This is a genomic window from Aliiglaciecola sp. 3_MG-2023 (assembly GCF_030548205.1).
Classification (GTDB): Bacteria; Pseudomonadota; Gammaproteobacteria; order Enterobacterales; family Alteromonadaceae; genus Aliiglaciecola.
The window spans coordinates 93,796-113,568 of sequence record NZ_JAUORV010000008.1 but is presented as its reverse complement, the minus strand read 5'-3'; the positions used below and the strand labels follow the sequence as shown (position 1 = coordinate 113,568).

Sequence of the window (19,773 nt, the reverse complement as noted above, 5' to 3'; positions counted from 1 at the left end):
ATGTTATTTATATGTGAACATTTGATAATTATATGGCCCTACCAGTCATTAGGTAGGTAAAATAATTTCTATTGAATCAATAACATCAAAAATTTACCAATCATTGCCGGCTTATCTCGGTTTTCAATTTCTACCTGAGTATTAAATCGATACAGGATCCCAGTCGACTTAGTCGTTTTATTTTCTAAGTTTACGTGATATCTAATGCGATCATTCACTCGAACTGGCTCCAAAAAACGAAGGCTGTCGATGCCATAATTTAGTAAGGTTTGTTTAGCAGAATCCAATTCAATGAGATGATAAAATGCGTCTGGCATTAACGCTGTGGACAATAATCCATGGGCAATGGTCATCCCAAACGGGCTTTCTGTTTCACAGCGAGCTTGATCTACATGTATCCATTGGTGGTCATTGGTTGAATCAGCAAATTGATTAATTGTTTGTTGGTCAATGGTAATCCAATCAGTGTGACCCAACTCATCACCTTCCACTAAATCTATTAATGATTTCGACATCTATCATCCTTATTTATTTACATTAATTAACAAATTTTTTAAATCTTACCAACCTAACTACTATTAATAAAATGAATGTTATGTATAATGTTCTATCATGATTTCTAATGAAACATGCTTCTTAGCAATGTCCAATTTAATATAGGAACCACATGAATTTAAATCGAATTGACTTGAATTTATTTGCTGTTTTTGATGCGATTTACACTGCTGGTAGTCTTACCAAAGCAGCTGATGTTTTGTGTATTACCCAACCTGCGGTGAGTAACTCCCTCGCCAGACTAAGGGATATGTTAAACGACCCACTATTTGTTCGAACGGGCCATAGTATGACACCAACCCCTGTGGCTCAAAATATTATTGGGCCGGCGCGGGATGCGCTGTCATTACTGCGAAAAAGTGTACAAGACAGCCATACTTTTAACCCTGAAACTGCGGAAAAGACCTTCCACTTTGCCACCCGTGATCTTTTTGAAGCCAGTCTAATGCCCAGACTTCTAGCGAATTTACAAACAAGAGCCCCTAAAATTGCGATAACCAATTTTGAACTGTCTCGCAGTGCAGTCGTTTCAGCAATGGCAAGTGGTAGCTTAGACTTTTTTGCTGACTCATCGACCTTCACAGATCCCCATTTGTGCAAACATCAATTTGCCCAAGACAGATTTGTAGTAATGGCGCGGAAAAACCACCCTGATTTACGTAATGGTATTGATTTAGAAACATTTTTAAGATTAGGTCAAATCAATGTATCCCATCGACGTAGTGATCCTGGCCCGATAGAATTAGCATTGGACAAAATTGGTAAACGTCGCAAAATAGTATTGCGTGGCCAACATTTCTTGACAATCCCCAGTATCATAGTGAAAACCGACTTAATTGCGTGTATTCCCTATCATTTAGCTAAGCATTACGACTTATCTTTTTATGAAATGCCGTTTGATGTGCCACCTGTAGAACATTACTTATACTGGCACGTAAGTGCGGATCATGATCATGCACACATCTGGATGCGAGAACAAATTTTAGAAGTTGCACGTCAATTTAATCATCATTAGGGTGTTAATTAAAACTTTCCAATTTACTCTTGCTGTTCCTCAGCCAATATCTTACTCCCCTAACTTTTGGGGAGTGAGGTAATTCTGATAATTCAACTTCCCCATATTAAATACCTCGAAAAAGTTGTTTACCATTTGCTGTATTTAGCCACATACCTAAGTATCAACTATTAGATTTTAATTTTTCTAACAGTAGTCTTTAATACTAATCGTCAAACGCAGACACAACGATTAAATTAAATAACTGAGGAATTTAACCATGTTGAAAATTGTTAAAACTTCGATCGCCATCGCAGCAACTTCTATTTTAGTAACGGGAACCGCCCAAGCTAATATCAATGATGCATTGCAAAACATTTGCACTATTGTCAAAACCGATGATAAAGGTCAACTTCGTAAGAAGATGAAAAAAGTCCAATCCGATTACAGACTGAAATTAAAAGACTATTACGCAGGCGTATCTTGTGGCGGAAACAGCTTGATCCGCACAGCAATGTTAAATGACGCTGTTGAAACAGGCACACTGCTAGTAAAGAAAATGCCAAAGTCTGATTTAACCTCTCCTGAAAATGATGGTAAAACACTGCAGGCTTGGATAGCAGAAAAAGGCCTGGATGCTTCACCGATTTCAGCCGTAATCAAAGATCGTATCTAATCAATGATATAGAACTGAAATAGTTCAACATGGTAGGTAGGCATGCGCTGTCTACATCCTCGGAAAACAGCCTCTTATGAGGCTGTTTTTCGTTGTGAACGGTGGACTCTACCCCCTTAGCTTTTAATCGTGAATTTTGGCAGTTTTTAAGAATATTGAGCTTCAACTTAACAGATAGCCTGTGGTTATCGTTAGCAAACACATTATTTTAGGCACTTTAAAAAATTAATTTACATAACAAATTCAATGATATATGCAATCTTTAAACCTGTTTGGTATGGCGCGACATACCTAAGTATCGAGGTAGAGATTTTAAATTAGTGTCGATTCCTATTTAATTAAATCCGTCGAAACACGAACCCAAACTATTAACTAATGAGGAATTTAACCATGTTGAAAATTGTTAAAACTTCTATCGCCATCGCAGCCACATCTTTACTTTTAACGGGTACTGCCCAAGCCGACATCAATGATGCCCTGCAAAACATTTGCACCATTGTAAAAACCGATGATAAAGGTGAGCTTCGTAAGAAAATGAAAAAAGTGCAGTCTGATTACAGATTGAAACTAAAAGATTATTATGCTGGTGTTACTTGTGACGGAAACAGTCTAATCCGCACCGCAATGTTAAGTGATGCAGTGAAAACCGGCACACTAATGGTGAAAAAAATGCCAAAATCTGAGCTAACGTCTCCTGAGCACGACGGCAAAACCTTGCAGGCTTGGATCGCAGAGAATGGCTTAGATGCCTCGCCTATCTCGGCAGTAATAAAAGAAAGAATCTAGGAAGCTACTTAAGAACTGACACAGTTCAACATGGTAAGTAGGCAGGGCGCTGCCTACGTCCTCGGGAAACAGCCTCTTTTGAGGCTGTTTTTCGTTTGTCTCCCCTGCAATTAAACACATTCAAACAAAAACCCTTGGCATCTTCTCTATACTAATCTAGAAATCGTTGGATCTGCTCATTGACTTGTTGCGGATATTGATGATGTAACCAGTGATTTGCGTTCTCAAACTGGACCACTTTAAGACTAGTTACATAATCATTTAAACCATTTAGTATCTCAGGAACAAAAGCTAAGTCACGCATCCCCCACAATACTAAAGTGGGTACATTGATTCTAATATTGGGGATTTTCATATTTTGCGTATCTTTAACAGGTCCATCTGCGTGTCCATTGGAATTAGCTGGCGCTAATTGAGGCATAACGCGATAATAGTTAAGCATTGCGTTTAAAGCGCCAGAAATTTGCCAGCTGTGCTGATATTCTTGAATTTCTTCAGGGGTCAAAACTGAATGACCATCGTCATCTAAGAACATATCCATTAAGAACCGAAAGTTATCTTCTGATACGATTTTAATTGCATTTTGCGCAATCAGTTGATGAATGTAGCCACTTTTTTCCCGTTGCTGTTGATTAGCGACCATTTCACGGGTAAAAGTACTAGGGTGAGCTGCGTTCAAAATCACTAACTGATTAAACAAATCAGCATGAAACGCCACCAGTGGCCAAGCTATTGCCCCGCCCCAATCATGGGCAATCAGTGAAACAGGCTGCCCTGTCGATACAAAGGTGACAAATCGACGCATCACTTCAATTAAGTTGGTGATTTGATAAAACGCCATGTCGGCAGGTTTCGATGATTGATTATAACCTGGCAAATCCGGAGCTATTACACGATAGCGTTTCGAAAAGTGCATTAATTGATTGTGCCAGGTGCGCCAATTTTCTGGGAAACCGTGTAAAAATATTAGAGTTCCCTTGGGAGATTCACAATCACACATTTCTACATAATGAATATAGCAGTCATCAATTTGAACGAGTTTACTTTGCATTGTTATTTCCCAAATCATTACTCAATAAAAACAAAAAAGCGGATGATAATTCATCCGCTTAGTTTATTTTTGGACTGATATTGCTAAAAGCAGCTTATTAATCAATTAAGAAATAATCCACTGGCATATTCATCAAATTTTCAGAGCCAGTTTCTATTGCTGAAGCATGAGAACGAGTGCGCGAAAGCAGACGTGCAAAGTAGAAGTCAGCAGTTTGTAATTTCGCTTCGTAAAATGCCACTTCAGAGGTGCCAGCATCAAGCTTTTCCTGTGCGACAACGGCCATCTTCAACCATAGGTAGCCAACAATGATATAACCGGAATACATTAAATAGTCGACGGATGCTGCGCCTACTTCATCAGGATTTCCAGCTGAACGCCTAGCGATTTCCTGTGTCATTTGAGCCCACTCGTCAATGTGTGATTCAATTGCGTTAGACCATGCATTGAACTGAGATTTATCACGAACACTTAAACAATACTCCTGCACTTCTTTAATAAAGACTTTTAGGAGTTCGCCGTTAGAACCGAGAATTTTACGACCAAGTAAATCAATTGCTTGAATCCCCGTTGTGCCTTCGTACATAGTGCAAATTCGTGTATCGCGGGCAAGTTGTTCCATGCCCCACTCTTTAATAAATCCGTGTCCACCATATACCTGCATGCCGTAACTAGTCGCTTCTTGTGCAGTTTCAGTTAAGAATGCCTTAACGATTGGGGTCAATAGTGCCAGTTTCGCTTCTGCCACTTGTTTTTGTTCTTCATTTTCACTGTAAAGGGTGATATCAACCATTTGCATACAGTAAATAGCCAGTGCTCGATTCCCTTCAGCAAAGGCTTTTTGGGTTAGCAGCATACGACGCACATCCGGATGCACAATAATGGGATCTGCAGGACCGTCTGGATTCACCGCCCCTTTTGTAGAACGGAACTGTAATCTATCTTTGGCATAAGCTAATGCACCTTGAAATGCCGCTTCAGTTCCAGCAAGGCCTTCTAAACCGGTACCAATTCGCGCACTGTTCATGAAAGTAAACATGCAGTTTAAGCCGCGGTTTGGTGGACCAATCAAAAAGCCTTTGGCGTTGTCAAAGTTGATCACACAAGTGGCACTCGCTTTGATCCCCATTTTGTGTTCAATTGACCCACAGTTAACGTTATTTCGATCCACAATTTCACTTTTTTCGTTAACGTTAAATTTAGGGACTACAAACAACGAAATACCTTTAGTGCCAGCAGGCGCATCTGGTAAACGCGCAAGTACGATATGCACGATATTGTCAGAAAAATCATGCTCCCCTGCTGAAATAAAGATTTTAGTTCCTGTCAAACTGTAAGTTCCGTCGTCATTTGGAACGGCTTTGGTTTTCAACATACCTAGATCTGAACCACAGTGTGATTCGGTCAAACACATAGTGCCTGTCCAGCGACCTTCAATTAAAGGCGGTAAGAAAGTCTGTTTTTGCTCTTCTGTACCATGACTGTTAATAGTGGCTATACAGCCCTGGCTCAAACCAGGATACATGGCCCAAGAATGGTTGGCACCGGACGTCCACTCAGCAATGGCAGATGCTAAGGAATAAGGTAAGGCTTGACCACCAAACTCAACTGGATGGGTCATCGAAGGCCAGCCGCCTTCACAGTAAGCCTGGTAAGCTTCTTTAAAACCAGGTGGTGTGGTTACGTTACCGTCTTCCCATTTACAACCGACCTCGTCACCAATTGCATTGATAGGCGCTAATACGTTTTCAGTAAACTTAGCGGCTTCAGACGTAATCGCTTCCACCATTTCGGGAGACGCGTCTTCAAAACCCAATTTTTCATAATGCTTTTCGAAACCAAGCAGTTCATTCATGACAAATAAGGTATCGCGTACCGGAGATTTATAATTCTGCATAATTTTATACTACCTATATAATTTTTTAATAAACTTCAAATAAGCCAGCAGCGCCCATGCCACCACCAATACACATGGTACATACTACGTATTTAGCACCTCTGCGTTTACCTTCAATTAATGCATGTCCAACCATACGCGCACCACTCATTCCATAAGGATGCCCAATAGAAACCGCGCCGCCATTTACGTTCAGTAGTTCAGCAGGAATTCCTAAGAATTTTTGACAATAGAGCACTTGCACTGCGAACGCTTCATTAAGCTCCCACAAACCAATATCTTCTATTTTTAAACCGTGCTGTTTTAGCAACTTAGGAATCGCAAAAACCGGACCGATCCCCATCTCATCAGGTTCACAACCGGCTACGGCAATACCTCTGTATGCACCTAACACATTAAGATTCATTTGCTCAGCTCGTTTGCCGTCCATCAAAACACTGGCTGAAGCGCCATCAGATAACTGGCTTGCATTCCCCGCAGTTATACTACCGCCTTCAATTACAGGCTTAAGACTGTTTAACCCTTCTAGAGTGGTTTCAGCGCGGTTTCCTTCGTCTTTCGTCAAAGTCACTTGTTGTAAGCTTTGCTCTTTGGTTTCTTTGTTTACAACCACTTTAGTGGCAGTGACTGGCACAATTTCATCGTCAAATTTACCTGCTTGCTGAGCAGCGGCAGTGCGCATTTGACTTTGATAAGCATATTCATCTTGTTCTTCACGACCAATACCATAACGATTAGCCACCACTTCAGCGGTTTGCAACATGGGCATATAAATATCTTTATGTTTGGCTACCAGAGCTTTGTCTACTGCACGATACATATTCATTTTATCGTTTTGTACTAAGCTGATGGAGTCTAATCCACCGGCTACCATAACCGGGACATTATCAGTAATAATGTGTTTTGCAGCAGTAGCAATAGCATACATCCCAGAACTACATTGGCGATCTAAAGTCATTCCACCTACTGTTACCGGTAATCCACCGGCAAGGGCACCTAAGCGGCCAATATTCATACCACCAGAACCTTGGGTTAAGGCACTGCCTAAAATAACGTCATCGACACTTGCTGGATCAATACCTGCTTTTTTAACCGCAGCATTAATGGCGTGTCCGGCTAAACTGGGTGCTTCTAAATTATTAAAGGCCCCGCGATACGCACGACCAATCGGAGTACGTGCGGTTGAAACAATTACGGCTTCTTTCATAGTCTTTCCTTAAATTCTTGTTTTGGTAAATTCTTAAAGTTAGGTTTAATGTCTGCCTTGCTTACTTTCGAAAGTCAGCGAATCCCTTGCCTTGCTCGGCTAACTGTTTCAATAAAGGAGCAGGTTCAAACCAGGCTTTTCCGTAGTCACCAAACTCATCACGATACTTACACATAGCGGCATAGACTTTGTCCAAACCAATTTCATCGGCATATTGCATCGGACCACCGCGGTAAACAGGGAAGCCATATCCATACACATAAATCACATCGATATCGCTTGATTTGGCAGCAATCCCCTCTTCCAGAATATGAGCACCTTCATTAATCAGTGTAAAAATACAACGTTCCAGTATTTCCTGATCACTATGCTTGCGCTGTTCCACCCCTAAACGCTCTGCTTCTTTTTTAGCAATTTCAGCTACAGCAGGATCGAATATGGGCTTTCGATTACCCTTCTCGTAAAGATAAGCACCTTTACCGACTTTTAAGCCCACTCGCCCATCCTCAACCAAACGATCGGCTACCACCGCATAAGTTGGATCATGGGCAATGTGTTCTTGTCTAGATTGACGAATGAAATAACCGATATCTAAACCGGCCATATCTCCCATGGTGAATGGCCCCATGGGGAAGCCAAAATCATAGATGACCTTATCTACATGCTCAGGAGACGCGCCCTCTAATAGCATTCGGTTAGATTCGCGACTATAGGGTTCAATCATTCGGTTACCCACAAATCCGAAGCAAACCCCCACCAGCACACCCACTTTGCGGATCTTCTTGGCCAGCTGCATACTGGTTTTAATCACATCTGCGGAAGTCTTTTCACCTTTAACCACTTCCAGCAACTTCATCACGTTGGCTGGACTAAAGAAATGTAGACCAATGACATCTTCAGGACGCGAGGTACAATCAGCAATCTCATTGACATCCAAAGTAGAGGTATTAGACGCTAAAATTGCACCAGGTTTACAAACAGCATCAAGCTGGGTGAAAACTTGTTTTTTCACCTCCATTTTTTCAAATACTGCTTCAATGACTAAGTCGACGTCAGCTAAGCCTGCATATTCGGTTGTGCCTTGCAGCAATGCCATGCGATCTTCAACATCTTGTTGCGTTAACTTGCCTTTCTTCGCCGAGTTTTCGTAATTGCGGCGAATAACACCTAAGCCTTTATCTAAGGCTTCTTGTTTAAGCTCAAGCATAACAACGGGAATACCCACATTGGCAAAGTTCATGGCTATTCCGCCGCCCATGGTACCGGCACCAATAATCCCAACGGATTTAATTTCTCTAACTGGCGTAGATTTATCAAAATCCGAGACATGTCCTGCCGCTCTCTCGGCAAAGAAGAAATGCTGTTGCGCACGAGCCTGTGGTGAATTCATGCACTCCATAAACAATTCCCCCTCTTTTTTGAGGCCTTGTTCTAACGGCAAACTCACTGCAGCTTCAACAGCCTGGATACAGCGCTCAGGCGAGAAAAATCCTCGGGCTTGTTTAGCGATTCCTTGACGATATTGAGAAAACAACTCGGCAGGTGCAGTGACGGGATCAATTTCAATATCCTTTACTCGCTTAATCTTGCTACCATCGCTGATTAAGCCTTTAATAAATGCCAAACTGTCACTGAGTAAAGTATCGGGTTGCTCAACAATTAGATCGAATACACCACTTACAGATGAGGCTTTCACTGGTTTTCCAGAAACGATCATGTCTAGTGCTTTTGCCACGCCAGCTAATCGAGGCAAACGTTGAGTGCCGCCAGCGCCAGGTAAAATACCTAAGTTCACTTCAGGCAAACCCACTTTATTGGCAGCGAAGGTAATGCGGTAATGACATGCTAGAGCGACCTCTAGTCCACCACCAAAAGCTGGCCCATTTAATACTGCAACAATGGGTTTATTTGCGTTTTCTATTAAATCGAGAACTTCGGGTAACGGCGGTTCAATATCCCCTGAAGAAAATTCGCTGATATCAGCACCACCTGAAAATAATCCTAACTGAGATGAAATAGCAATTGCTTTGATATTGATATCATTTAAAGCATTTTTAATTTCGTCAATCAATCCTATTCGCACCGACTTCGATAATGCATTAACAGGAGGGTTTTGCATCATCACTAAGGCTATTTCACCTTGCGTTTGACTTACAACGGAAGCAGATTGTACAGCACTCATAAAATCCTCTATTTATAGTTTAAAAATAACTAGAGCGAAGATACTAGGTCAGCCTAACCAATCATCCAAATTTATTGATTTTATAATAGAAAATAAATGAAATTGATATTGCCGATAGCAGTTGATTTTGTTGATCATTCGCCTAATCGCCCAGAAACCCTTATCTTGTAGATATTGACATTCGGTTTTGCATCTGATTTTCTAGGGACTTAGATTTACATGCCGTTAACACCAAACTATTTTTTAGCTCAGTTAAAAAGTGGCTAGGTATTAACTCATCGCGCTCCAGTTCACGTTGCTTCTAAAACAGAACTGATAGGCAATTAATGGGATTTAACGTTTTAAAAGAAGGTACATTTTTTGGACTCACTTCTCGATTTTAGCGGCCAAGTGGCCATGATTACAGGAGCCGCCAGTGGCTTTGGACGTTTGCTTTCACAAGGTTTGGCAGCTAGAGGCTGTAATTTAGTCATTAGTGATATTAATACTGACGAGTTAGAAAACACAGTTTCGTCGCTTAATCCGGATAAAAACAAAGTAATTTCAATGAGTTGCGACGTAAGCAATGAATCACAAGTTAAAGCAATGGTCGACGCTGCAATGGATAATTTTGGTCGACTCGATATTGGTGTTAACAATGCAGGTATCGCCCATAGTTTAGTTCCTTTTCATGAGTTGGAACAAGCCACAATGGACAAACAAATGGCTGTAAATGTGAATGGTGTAATGTTTGGCATGAAATATCAAATCGAAGTCATGCTAAAACAAGGCGCAGGACACATTCTAAATGTAAGCTCAATGGCCGGTATTGGTGGTGCACCTAAATGTGCTGCATATGTGGCAGCAAAACACGCAGTAGTAGGATTAACCCGCACCGCTGCAGTCGAGTATGCTAAAAAAGGTATTCGTGCTAACGCAATATGTCCGTTTTATAGTCCAACAAATATTTTAGCAACTGACGGGTTTGATTCTCCAGAATCACAGCAACGTATGGCTCAAGGTTCACCAATGCGACGTTTAGGCACCCCTCAGGAAATCGTCAACACTATGATTTTGGTTTTATCTCCTGGAAATTCATACATGAACGGACAAACCATTGCCATAGATGGTGGTGTGAGTGCCTGGTAATAGCCAATATTATATTTGTACGCGATTAAAAATAAACAAGGCAACCGTGGTTAACGCTAACTATGGTTGCACATTTTCCAAAGTGAGCTCTGTTATTTGAACAGAGTTGACCAAGTACAGTAGGAACCATTATATGCAAGGCCTAATGATGAATACGCAATTGATGATATCGTCAATATTGCGTCATGCCGAACGAAACTTCCCTAGCCGCGAAATCGTATCTGTTACCGCAGACAATCCGAGACATCGTTATACCTACAAAGATTTTGCTAAGCGCACCCGACAATTGGCCAATGCGCTGGAATCCTTGGAGCTGGAATTTGGCGATCGTATAGGTACCTTAGCTTGGAATGATTACCGTCACCTTGAACTGTATTACGGGATTTCGGGCACAGGTTTGGTTTGCCATATGATCAACCCCAAACTATTTCCCGAACAGGTTAATTACATAATCAACCATGCAGAAGACAAAGTGTTGTTTGTTGATGTATTAGTGATGCCTTTAGTGGAGGCCCTTTATAGCCAACTTAAAAGTGTTGAGAAAATTGTGGTACTTACGGACAAGGAACATATGCCACAAACGACCTTGGAGAACGTCATTTGCTACGAAGACCTATTGGCCCAATTTGACGACAATTACCAATGGCCCGAGTTCGATGAAAATAGTGCTGCTGGTATGTGTTATACCTCGGGAACAACAGGTAATCCAAAAGGCGTGGTATACAGTCATCGCTCCACTATTTTACATGCCTATGCGGGCTCCCTGCCCGACGCCACCAACGCGTCTTGTAAAGCGGTGACTATGCCCATCGTACCTATGTTCCATGTCAATGCATGGGGTATCCCTTATGCTGGTGTAATGGTAGGCAGTAAGCTAGTCATGCCAGGGCCTAAAATGGCAGATGGCGAAACCTTGCAATCATTAATTGAAGAGGAAGGCGTTACCCTTAGTTCAGGTGTACCCACTATCTGGATGGCGTTATTGGAATATCTCGATAAAAGTGGTAAAAAAATACCCACTTTAAGTGCTGTTACTTCTGGCGGCGCAGCTTGCCCAAGAGGCATCATAGAGCGCTTAAAACACGATTATCAAACCGAAGTAAAACAAGGTTGGGGCATGACCGAAATGAGCCCACTTGGCACCGTCTTTACCCTATCCCCAGGGATGGAAAACTTAACCGATGAAGAAGATACCGAACTACGGCTTAAACAAGGTAAAACCGTATATGGTGTAGAAATGAAAATAGTCGACGAGCAAAATAATGAGTTACCCTGGGATGGCGTCGCGTTTGGTGCGCTAAAAGTCAAAGGACCATGGATTGCAACAGGTTATTACGGTATGTCACAAACCCCAGGGGATGCAGACTGTCCTGTAGACGAAGATGGTTGGATGAATACTGGTGATGTTGCAACAATTGACCCACAAGGCTATTTACAAATAACCGATCGCACTAAAGATGTGATTAAATCAGGTGGCGAATGGATTAGTTCTATTGACATTGAAAATGCAGCAGCGAGCCACCCACAAATTGCCGAAGCCGCTGCAATAGGACGATATCACCCTAAATGGACTGAAAGGCCGCTATTAGTTGTAGTGCCCGCTGAGAATGCTAATTTAAACCGCGACGACGTCATGGAATATTTAAAAGATAAAATGCATAAGTGGTCATTGCCAGAAGATGTTGTGTTTGCCAATGAACTTCCCCATACGGCCACGGGTAAATTAAATAAATTAGCATTGAGGGACGAATTTAAAGACTATGAATTTCCACAATAATTAATATTCAGGCGGTATAACATGAAGCTTTGCCCATTTATGTTATACCGCATTTAATGTATACCTCCCCATACCTTGGTATCAAGCCACAACTTCCATTCAGTTTTTTATTCACGTTAAATTAACAGCAATCAATTGCCATGGGTTAAAAGGCCTTAACTAGAATGAAAAATTTTGCGGGTTGCATACTGTTTCTACTTTGCTCGTGGTCAAGCAATGCTTCCATTATAGGGACGCAAGTCGTTTGTGATATTGAGCCCTCAATTATTTGGGAATGTGACGATAAGATAGCCATCGCAGATGCAAATAACAGTGAGTTTGACTTATTGTTAATGGGCACTCCATTTCTCAGTGTTAATTTTGAAAAAGACGCTTTGTTAATTAGTAATCTGCAAGATAATTTAAGCATGGGTGCGAATGAAATGCTGAGCTTGTCGTTCGCCCCCAACCTTTTCAGCCCAAGTGATTTTGCCCTACTGACGTCGGTTGAAGGCTTTGATGCGGTTGATATTGATTTTAACCAAGAACTACTGGCATTGAATTTCAATAATACCAGATGGTCATCAGAAGATTATATTTTACTCAGCTTCCAAAGTAGCGCTTCCGCAGTGTCTAACGCCCCTTCCTTGTTACTATTAATAATTGGACTTGTGGCTTTAAAGCGGCGCTTAGCTAAAAACACCCCTCAATTTAAGTCCAATGTTTAATACCAAAGGGAATATTAAAATGAAAAGGAAATATTCCAGGTGATAAAGACACTGTTGTTTGTTTTCGCTATTTTTTTGGTAACGTTATTATATGCAAGCAATGCTAAAGCAAATATAAATGTCGCATTAAAAAATCTATGCAGCCTTGTAGCTTCCGATGACACTTCGACCTTACAGCAAAAAATAACAGAGATGCGAACCCATTATCGATTGAAACTGCAACATTATTACGATGGGATTAGTTGTGATGGTCAGAGTTTAATTAGAACCGCTTTGTTGAATAAAGCTAATCATACTGCCGAATTGTTGATAGAACACCTGCCGAAGCGCAAATTGAGGATGCCCGAACATGATGGTAAAACACTGTTGCAATGGATCAATGAAACAGAATTGGCGGGCTCACCTATCGCTAACACTTTAGGGGATAAAATCTAAAAGTTTGCTCAGACACTATTGGCGACGATTTAAATTGCCTACAGCGTCTTTAACCAATTCAACCCCTTGATGTTGTTTAAGAGCATGAACCCGTGGGTACTCTTCCTCTAGCAACGCTAATACCGACATCATCCCCCAATGGTAGCCTGAAGATAACATTAGATAAGCAAAATCATTATGTTTATTTTGGGCTTCAATATCAATATAGGTTAGTGACAACCTAGTTACCTCTTTACCATAGAGTTCAACATTTTCAAATTTATTCACTTCAAAAAACAAAGATTGATACGCATCAGTTTGTTGGTAAGCGTGGCTATAAACTAACGCGTCAAATTGCTCATATTGTTGGTTCAGCAGGGTTTGAAATGCCTTATCGCCATTTTTTGCATGGGCCTGTAAGCCATTGTTATTTGCTAAAAGCGCGGTATCAAAAGAGCGCCAAGCAACAGAATTACGATATCCAAGGGAGTAGGAATTCACCGTTCCTACTCGTCCATCACATAACTCTTCACGGATCCCCGGTGATAACGTGTCAGCAAGTTGTATTTGCCTAGCATAGCCTGTGGCGTAACTAACACTAAAAAGTCGGTAAGCAAGCTGAGAAACATCGGCTAGTACATTCTTAGCTTGTGTTGAGGTAAACAGATCTTCTTGCTCTGCCAAGGTCTTCATGGCGTCAACAAAAATAGGATAATTTTGATTGTATGAGTTATCAAGGGTTGTATGATCTAGATCTGCTGAGCACGAATAAGCGATGAGAAGTTGATTCCATTCTTGCAAATTAGTCGCTCTTACATGCACCATGCCAGTAAATATATTGGCATGCACGAAATGCTCAGCCTCACTCAACAGTTGATTATGTTTATTGAGCTCTGTAAGTTCATCTTCTGATAAAACCTTTGGTGTTGAACACCCTGTTGAAAGCACAACAAGGGTTACCAACAAAGCAATAAACTGACGCGCAGATACATCCATGAATAAATTGGGCCTCATACAAGTGAGGCCGCAGTGTATTATTTCATTTGCTCGGATTCAAGCAGGATTATTCCCCTCTCTAGCGTCAATGACCGTACATTGTGCCTTAAGGTCTGAGTGCCATTTTGCCTTTCACTTCACGGCCCAGCACTTTATTAAGGGCTTCAGGAGCTCGATTTAATGGCAACGTCTGGTCAACAATCACTTTGACTTTACCTTCTAAATACCAAGTAAGAAGCTCTTTCATGTTGGCTTGGAAGTCTTTTGGTTGGTGCTGAGTAAAGGATCCCCAGAACACCCCCACCACAGAGTAGCCTTTGACTAAGGCTAAATTAACCGGGAACTCTGGAATAGTGCCACCAGCAAATCCAACAACTAACAAACGACCATTCCAGCCCATGCTCCGAGAACACGCATGAAACGTATCGCCACCTACGCACTCATACACCACATCAGCGCCTTTGCCGTCGGTCGCTTCTTTTAAGGCTGTTTTAAGATCATTTTCAGTGTAATTAACCAGAACGTCAGCACCATTTTGCTTAGCAATATCAAGCTTTTCCTGTGTTGAACATACCGCTATCACTTTCGCGCCCATGGCTTTGCCGATTTGTACTGCGGCCAATCCTGTGCCACCAGCCGCGCCTGTTACCACTAAGGTTTCACCAGGTTGAATATTCGCTCGCTGTTTCAACCCATGATGGGCCGTAGCGTGAGCTGTCACTAAAGCTGCAGCTTCTTCATCTGGAATTTGATCTGGTAAAGGTAGAACATGGGTAGCAGGAACAGCCACTTTTTCTGCATAACCACCTAACACGCACAGGGCGATAACACGACGTCCCACGGTTAAATGGGGAACCCCCTCACCAACTTCGCTGATCACACCGGCCACTTCGCCACCTGGAATAAACGGAAAGTCAGGTTTACTTTGGTACAGACCTTGTACTAACAATCCATCAGGAAAATTCACGCCAGCGGCTTTTATATCAACAACCACCTGACCTTTACCCGCTATTGGATCTGCGACATCTTCGTAACTTAATTTTTCAACGCTGGCGAATTCCTTACACACTATTGCTTTCATTGATGTTCCTCGATTAATTCTATCGCCATTCTTGCTAATGGCGGTACCATGGCACCCACTTTACTGGCCTGCGCACTAGAGGCATTACCTTCTTGCGCGCGTTTCGCCACCCCCTGGGCAATGGCAGCTAGGCGGAAAAAGCTGAAGGCAAGATAGAAATGCCAATTTTCAATTTTAGCTAAACCTGCCCGTTGGCAATACCAGCCAACAAACTCTTGTTCATTGGGAATTCCTAAAGCCTGTCTATCCACGCCTCCCAAACCACTGGAATGGCCGATATTTGCAGGTAAACGCAATTGCATACATTGATACGCCAAATCAGCCAACGGATGGCCTAGGGTGGATAATTCCCAATCCAAAACGGCGATGATTTCTGTCGATGTTTTCGAAAACATTAAATTATCTAGGCGATAGTCACCGTGAACCAAGGCCACCTTGCCATCATCATCTGGAATATGCTGATTTAGCCAGGTGATTAATGTATCCATCTCGGGGATAGGGTCGATTTCGGATAATTTATATTGCTTGGACCAACGACTCAGTTGTCGTTCAAAATAGTTGCCTGCCTTGCCGTAATCACTTAGCCCTACTTTGTCTACATCAACAGCATGCAAATCAGCCAAAACTTGACTCATTTGCTGATACATCTCGTGACGTTTTTGGTTGCTATCAATCTCCGGAAGGCTACTGTTCCAGTAAACCGCTCCGTCGACATATTCCATCACGTAAAACATACTGCCAATAACACTGGTGTCTTCACAAAGGTGATAAACCTTGGCCACGGGCACCTTGGTGTTTTGTAAGGCATTGATGACTTTAAATTCTCGATCCACCGCATGTGCAGATTTGAGCAACTTCCCGGGTGGTTGACGCCTGAGCACATAGCTCTGGTCTCCTGCCATGATCTTAAACGTCGGGTTTGATTGACCGCCACTAAACTTTTCAGCTTTAAATTCCCCCGTAAAATCAAATACGTTGGCACGAAAATACGCTTCTAATGATTCCATATCGAGCTGGTTAACTGAATCTGTTTTGCTCACTTTATCCCCTTTAAATAGTTACGTTAGCCGATTAAATAATGCTGGCTTTAATCCTAGCTTTTTTGCTTTCCAACATGATCTTTTATCAAGTTGCGCCCCAATTGCATCATATGCACTTGATCTGGGCCATCTGCCAATTTAATCGTTCTTGCATAGGCATAAATAGCTGATAATACAAAATCTTGGCTGGTGCCTGCTGCCCCATGCATTTGAATAGATTGATCGATAACGCGACATGCCATGCTGGGCGCGACAATCTTAATCGCGGCGATAATGTCTCTTGAGACCTTGTTGCCGTAACGATCCATCTTGTCTGCCGCTTTAAGAGTAAGCAGTCTAGCCTGCTCGATATCACAATGCATTTGCGCTACAGCTTCTCTCACCGACTGCTGTTTGCTAAGAGGCTGACCAAAAGCAACTCGCTCATCTACCCTTTCACAGGCTAAATCTAGCGCTCGTTGAGCGCAACCTATCAGGCGCATACAGTGATGGATTCGGCCTGGACCTAAGCGGCCTTGAGCGATAGCAAACCCTTCTCCCTCACCAACTAATAAATTACTTGCAGGCACGCGAACATTCTCGAATAACACTTCCGCATGGCCTATGGGCTCATCATAAAAACCCATAGCTTGCATCGGACGCACAACGGTTACACCAGCAGTATCCATAGGCACTAAAATTTGAGATTGTTGCCTATGACGCTCGGCGGAGGGGTCTGTTTTACCCATTACTACCATAATTTTGCAGTTGGTATTCATCGCCCCACTGGTATACCACTTACGACCATTGATCACATACTCATCACCCTCTCGAACAATTGCCGTTTCGATATTCGTTGCATCACTAGAGGCAACTGCAGGTTCAGTCATCGCAAATGCACTGCGAATTTCACCATTGAGTAAAGGCTCAAGCCACTGCTTTTTGTGCTCTTCACTGCCATATTTAGACAACACTTCCATATTGCCTGTGTCTGGTGCACTGCAGTTGAACACCTCAGGGCTCCATAACACTCGTCCCATTGCTTCGCACAAAGGTGCATACTCTAGATTAGTCAATCCTGCACCATAAGGTAAATATTCTTCAGGTAGAAATAGATTCCACAACCCTGCTGCTTTGGCTTTTTCCTTGAGTTCGTTCATTAAGGGAGGCGTTGTCCAACGTTGTGGATTATTGTCAACCAACTCTATGTATTCCTGTTCCACAGGATAAATATGTTCGTCCATGAATGCGTTAAGACGGTCAAGTAAAGCTTGGGTTTTAGGAGAGTAATCGAAATGCATGAAATGTATCCTCTGATTTAGAATACAAAAATAGTAGAGTTATTCCGTCTATAAGTTTAATTAATTATTCGAATACTTTTGTATTAGTAATATGTATAAATTGTTTCAAGGTTGTAGCATTCATTCCCTAGTTATTGATTTTTCTGGGCTATAGAGCAAAAAAGTGATTTTAGCGACAAGAGAAACCGATAAAAATAGTTACATTTAATTTACATTAAAATATAAATCGGATTCAAAAGCTATTATTGACGGACATTTAAAGCACTTAGTTGAAGGTTATTTATTGTAAGTATTAAGGCAATAAGAAAGACAGAACGAGTTACTGTTAGGTAGTGAAATAAATAGGACGCTTTGCAATTATTGTCTAATCCATAAAAGCGCCTAGTTTAAACCTGTACTCGTGACTAAAATAAATAGGCTAGTTTTAGCTTTGTGACCCCTCCACTCGATTGCCTGCTAAATCAATAATCTGTTGGCCGTCTTCTTTAAAATAAGGGCCAGCAGGCCAATTATCGAGTAAATCTAACACGGCTTCACTGGGACGGCATAACTTAACCCCTTTTGGGCTGCATACGATTGGGCGGTTCACCAACACCGGATATTGCAACATATTTTCTAAAATGGTTTCATCTGAGACATTGCTGTCCAATAAACCAAGTTCACTTGCTGGTGATTTTGTGGTTCTTAGGGCCTCGCGAGGTGTTAAGTTCGCCGCGGCGAATAAACCCAGTAATTGACTCTTCGTCCACCCTTCAGTTAAGTAATTTATAACCTTAGGCTGAAACCCAGCGTCCTCAATTATTGCAAGCACGTTTCGAGATGTTCCGCATTCGGGGTTGTGATGTATAACAATCATATGCGTCCTTTTATTCTTAAGCTTGCTCAACAAAAATTACTGCCCCTAAGGCTAATGCTAACCTAGCAGAGCATTAGCCATAGATTATTTAATCATCCACAAAGATCATAAAGACCCATCTTGTTTTACTCTGTGAACCAATGGCGGGTGCGGTTAGCAAACCAGACCAATGACAACATGACGGGGACTTCGACTAATACACCAACAACTGTTGCCAAGGCTGCACCTGAATGTAGTCCAAACAATGATATAGCCACTGCAACTGCCAGCTCAAAGAAATTAGATGTGCCTATCATACAAGCGGGAGCTGCCACCTTGTGAGGTAATTTCATTTTCTTGGCAATGAAGTAAGCAATAGCAAAAATCCCATAAGTTTGAATCAATAAAGGAATAGCTATGAGAACGATAGCTTCAGGCTTAGCTAAAATCGTTTCTGATTGAAACGCAAACAACAACACAACTGTCGCTAAAAGGCCGATGATTGACCAAGGCTTCATGGTTGCAAGAAACCCTTCTAATCTAGAGTGATCGTCCGCTTTATCTAGTTTTTTACGGGTAACCGCTCCGGCGACCAGAGGAATTAACACATACAAAACCACAGACAAAAACAATGTATCCCAAGGCACTGCAATATCAGTGACCCCTAGAAGTAATCCAGCAATAGGTGCAAACGCAAAAATCATAATGATGTCGTTTATGGAAACCTGAACTAAGGTATAGTTTGCGTCGCCTTTGATGAGCTGACTCCAGACAAATACCATAGCCGTGCAGGGAGCCACACCGAGTAAAATCATGCCTGCGATATATTCTGTGGCAGTTTGAGGATCAACCCAGTCAGCGAATAGTCCTTTGAAGAACAACCACCCCAGAAACGCCATAGTAAAAGGTTTAATCAACCAATTGATCACCAAGGTCAGGAGTAAACCTTTGGGTTTTTTACCTACGTCCTTAATAGAAGAGAAATCAATTTGCACCATCATTGGATATATCATTAACCAAATCAAAACGGCAATGACAAGATTGACATGGGCATACTCAAAACTTGCTACTACAGCAAATGCACCAGGGGCAACACTACCAACGACAATACCAACAATAATGGCCAGACCAACCCAGACCGTTAAGAAACGTTCAAATAATCCCATT

General features: G+C 41.9%; 18 protein-coding genes. 7 read left to right on the top strand and 11 right to left on the bottom strand.

The features are described from left to right. Positions 1-68 precede the first annotated feature (68 nt). A complete protein-coding gene (locus Q4574_RS11020) occupies positions 69-515 on the bottom strand; it encodes a MaoC family dehydratase (protein WP_303474170.1) in 447 nt (148 codons plus the stop codon). A 152-nt stretch (positions 516-667) separates the two neighbouring features. Here Q4574_RS11020 and Q4574_RS11015 point away from each other — a divergent pair, with 152 nt between their 5' ends. The 3 genes from Q4574_RS11015 (at position 668) to Q4574_RS11005 (ending at position 3,011) form a co-directional block, all read left to right on the top strand. Further along, entirely contained in the window at positions 668-1,570 is a 903-nt protein-coding gene (locus tag Q4574_RS11015; RefSeq protein ID WP_303474169.1) for a LysR family transcriptional regulator, read from the top strand. A gap of 259 nt (positions 1,571-1,829) precedes the next feature. Next, a complete protein-coding gene (locus Q4574_RS11010; RefSeq protein ID WP_303474168.1) occupies positions 1,830-2,225 on the top strand; it encodes a DUF3718 domain-containing protein in 396 nt (131 codons plus the stop codon). 390 nt (positions 2,226-2,615) lie between these two features. After that, positions 2,616-3,011: a DUF3718 domain-containing protein gene (locus Q4574_RS11005; RefSeq protein ID WP_303474167.1), complete on the top strand. Its 396-nt coding sequence runs from the start codon at positions 2,616-2,618 to the stop codon at positions 3,009-3,011. Positions 3,012-3,162: 151 nt separating this feature from the next. Here the strand turns inward: Q4574_RS11005 and Q4574_RS11000 are convergent, their stop codons facing one another. The 4 genes from Q4574_RS11000 to Q4574_RS10985 all read right to left on the bottom strand — a co-directional run bounded on the left by Q4574_RS11000 (position 3,163) and on the right by Q4574_RS10985 (position 9,348). Then, complete coding sequence (locus Q4574_RS11000) at positions 3,163-4,062, bottom strand: alpha/beta fold hydrolase (protein ID WP_303474166.1); 900 nt, start codon at positions 4,060-4,062, stop codon at positions 3,163-3,165. Between the two features lie 97 nt (positions 4,063-4,159). After that, positions 4,160-5,959, bottom strand: a complete 1,800-nt coding sequence (locus Q4574_RS10995) for an acyl-CoA dehydrogenase C-terminal domain-containing protein (protein WP_303474165.1) — start codon at positions 5,957-5,959, stop codon at positions 4,160-4,162. A 25-nt stretch (positions 5,960-5,984) separates the two neighbouring features. After that, positions 5,985-7,166 (bottom strand): acetyl-CoA C-acyltransferase, encoded by a 1,182-nt coding sequence (locus Q4574_RS10990; protein ID WP_303474164.1) that lies wholly within the window; start codon positions 7,164-7,166, stop codon positions 5,985-5,987. A 61-nt stretch (positions 7,167-7,227) separates the two neighbouring features. Further along, a complete protein-coding gene (locus tag Q4574_RS10985; protein ID WP_303474163.1) occupies positions 7,228-9,348 on the bottom strand; it encodes a 3-hydroxyacyl-CoA dehydrogenase NAD-binding domain-containing protein in 2,121 nt (706 codons plus the stop codon). Between the two features lie 360 nt (positions 9,349-9,708). Between Q4574_RS10985 and Q4574_RS10980 the strand changes: the two genes are divergently transcribed. From Q4574_RS10980 to Q4574_RS10965, 4 genes are all read left to right on the top strand, one after another. Continuing rightward, positions 9,709-10,476, top strand: a complete 768-nt coding sequence (locus Q4574_RS10980; RefSeq protein ID WP_303474162.1) for an SDR family NAD(P)-dependent oxidoreductase — start codon at positions 9,709-9,711, stop codon at positions 10,474-10,476. Positions 10,477-10,609: 133 nt separating this feature from the next. Further along, positions 10,610-12,253 carry a long-chain-fatty-acid--CoA ligase gene (locus Q4574_RS10975; RefSeq protein WP_303474160.1) on the top strand — a complete coding sequence of 548 codons (1,644 nt, stop codon included), beginning with the start codon at positions 10,610-10,612 and terminating at the stop codon, positions 12,251-12,253. 164 nt (positions 12,254-12,417) lie between these two features. Beyond that, positions 12,418-12,960 (top strand): hypothetical protein, encoded by a 543-nt coding sequence (locus Q4574_RS10970; protein ID WP_303474159.1) that lies wholly within the window; start codon positions 12,418-12,420, stop codon positions 12,958-12,960. A 39-nt stretch (positions 12,961-12,999) separates the two neighbouring features. Beyond that, positions 13,000-13,395 (top strand): DUF3718 domain-containing protein, encoded by a 396-nt coding sequence (locus tag Q4574_RS10965; RefSeq protein WP_303474158.1) that lies wholly within the window; start codon positions 13,000-13,002, stop codon positions 13,393-13,395. Positions 13,396-13,410: 15 nt separating this feature from the next. Here Q4574_RS10965 and Q4574_RS10960 read toward each other — a convergent pair whose 3' ends face one another. The 6 genes from Q4574_RS10960 to arsB form a co-directional block, all read right to left on the bottom strand. Next, positions 13,411-14,370, bottom strand: coding sequence for a hypothetical protein (locus Q4574_RS10960; RefSeq protein WP_303474157.1), 960 nt, complete (start codon positions 14,368-14,370; stop codon positions 13,411-13,413). 106 nt (positions 14,371-14,476) lie between these two features. Beyond that, positions 14,477-15,451 (bottom strand): NADPH:quinone oxidoreductase family protein, encoded by a 975-nt coding sequence (locus tag Q4574_RS10955; RefSeq protein ID WP_303474156.1) that lies wholly within the window; start codon positions 15,449-15,451, stop codon positions 14,477-14,479. After that, positions 15,448-16,458, bottom strand: coding sequence for a phosphotransferase family protein (locus tag Q4574_RS10950; RefSeq protein ID WP_303474262.1), 1,011 nt, complete (start codon positions 16,456-16,458; stop codon positions 15,448-15,450). The genes Q4574_RS10955 and Q4574_RS10950 overlap by 4 nt, the downstream gene beginning before the upstream one ends. A gap of 86 nt (positions 16,459-16,544) precedes the next feature. Further along, entirely contained in the window at positions 16,545-17,771 is a 1,227-nt protein-coding gene (locus tag Q4574_RS10945) for an acyl-CoA dehydrogenase family protein (RefSeq protein ID WP_303474155.1), read from the bottom strand. A 424-nt stretch (positions 17,772-18,195) separates the two neighbouring features. Further along, complete coding sequence (gene arsC / locus Q4574_RS10940) at positions 18,196-18,627, bottom strand: arsenate reductase (glutaredoxin) (RefSeq protein WP_303474154.1); 432 nt, start codon at positions 18,625-18,627, stop codon at positions 18,196-18,198. Between the two features lie 125 nt (positions 18,628-18,752). Further along, complete coding sequence (gene arsB / locus Q4574_RS10935; protein ID WP_303474153.1) at positions 18,753-19,772, bottom strand: ACR3 family arsenite efflux transporter; 1,020 nt, start codon at positions 19,770-19,772, stop codon at positions 18,753-18,755. Position 19,773 lies beyond the last annotated feature (1 nt).

Coding starts and splice junctions, on each gene's coding strand:
- Q4574_RS11020 (WP_303474170.1), bottom strand. CDS start 515: ATGTCGAAATCATTAATAGATTTAGTGGAAGGTGATGAGTTGGGTCAC.
- Q4574_RS11015 (WP_303474169.1), top strand. CDS start 668: ATGAATTTAAATCGAATTGACTTGAATTTATTTGCTGTTTTTGATGCG.
- Q4574_RS11010 (WP_303474168.1), top strand. CDS start 1,830: ATGTTGAAAATTGTTAAAACTTCGATCGCCATCGCAGCAACTTCTATT.
- Q4574_RS11005 (WP_303474167.1), top strand. CDS start 2,616: ATGTTGAAAATTGTTAAAACTTCTATCGCCATCGCAGCCACATCTTTA.
- Q4574_RS11000 (WP_303474166.1), bottom strand. CDS start 4,062: ATGCAAAGTAAACTCGTTCAAATTGATGACTGCTATATTCATTATGTA.
- Q4574_RS10995 (WP_303474165.1), bottom strand. CDS start 5,959: ATGCAGAATTATAAATCTCCGGTACGCGATACCTTATTTGTCATGAAT.
- Q4574_RS10990 (WP_303474164.1), bottom strand. CDS start 7,166: ATGAAAGAAGCCGTAATTGTTTCAACCGCACGTACTCCGATTGGTCGT.
- Q4574_RS10985 (WP_303474163.1), bottom strand. CDS start 9,348: ATGAGTGCTGTACAATCTGCTTCCGTTGTAAGTCAAACGCAAGGTGAA.
- Q4574_RS10975 (WP_303474160.1), top strand. CDS start 10,610: ATGCAAGGCCTAATGATGAATACGCAATTGATGATATCGTCAATATTG.
- Q4574_RS10970 (WP_303474159.1), top strand. CDS start 12,418: ATGAAAAATTTTGCGGGTTGCATACTGTTTCTACTTTGCTCGTGGTCA.
- Q4574_RS10960 (WP_303474157.1), bottom strand. CDS start 14,370: ATGGATGTATCTGCGCGTCAGTTTATTGCTTTGTTGGTAACCCTTGTT.
- Q4574_RS10955 (WP_303474156.1), bottom strand. CDS start 15,451: ATGAAAGCAATAGTGTGTAAGGAATTCGCCAGCGTTGAAAAATTAAGT.
- Q4574_RS10950 (WP_303474262.1), bottom strand. CDS start 16,458: ATGGAATCATTAGAAGCGTATTTTCGTGCCAACGTATTTGATTTTACG.
- Q4574_RS10945 (WP_303474155.1), bottom strand. CDS start 17,771: ATGCATTTCGATTACTCTCCTAAAACCCAAGCTTTACTTGACCGTCTT.
- arsC (WP_303474154.1), bottom strand. CDS start 18,627: ATGATTGTTATACATCACAACCCCGAATGCGGAACATCTCGAAACGTG.
- arsB (WP_303474153.1), bottom strand. CDS start 19,772: ATGGGATTATTTGAACGTTTCTTAACGGTCTGGGTTGGTCTGGCCATT.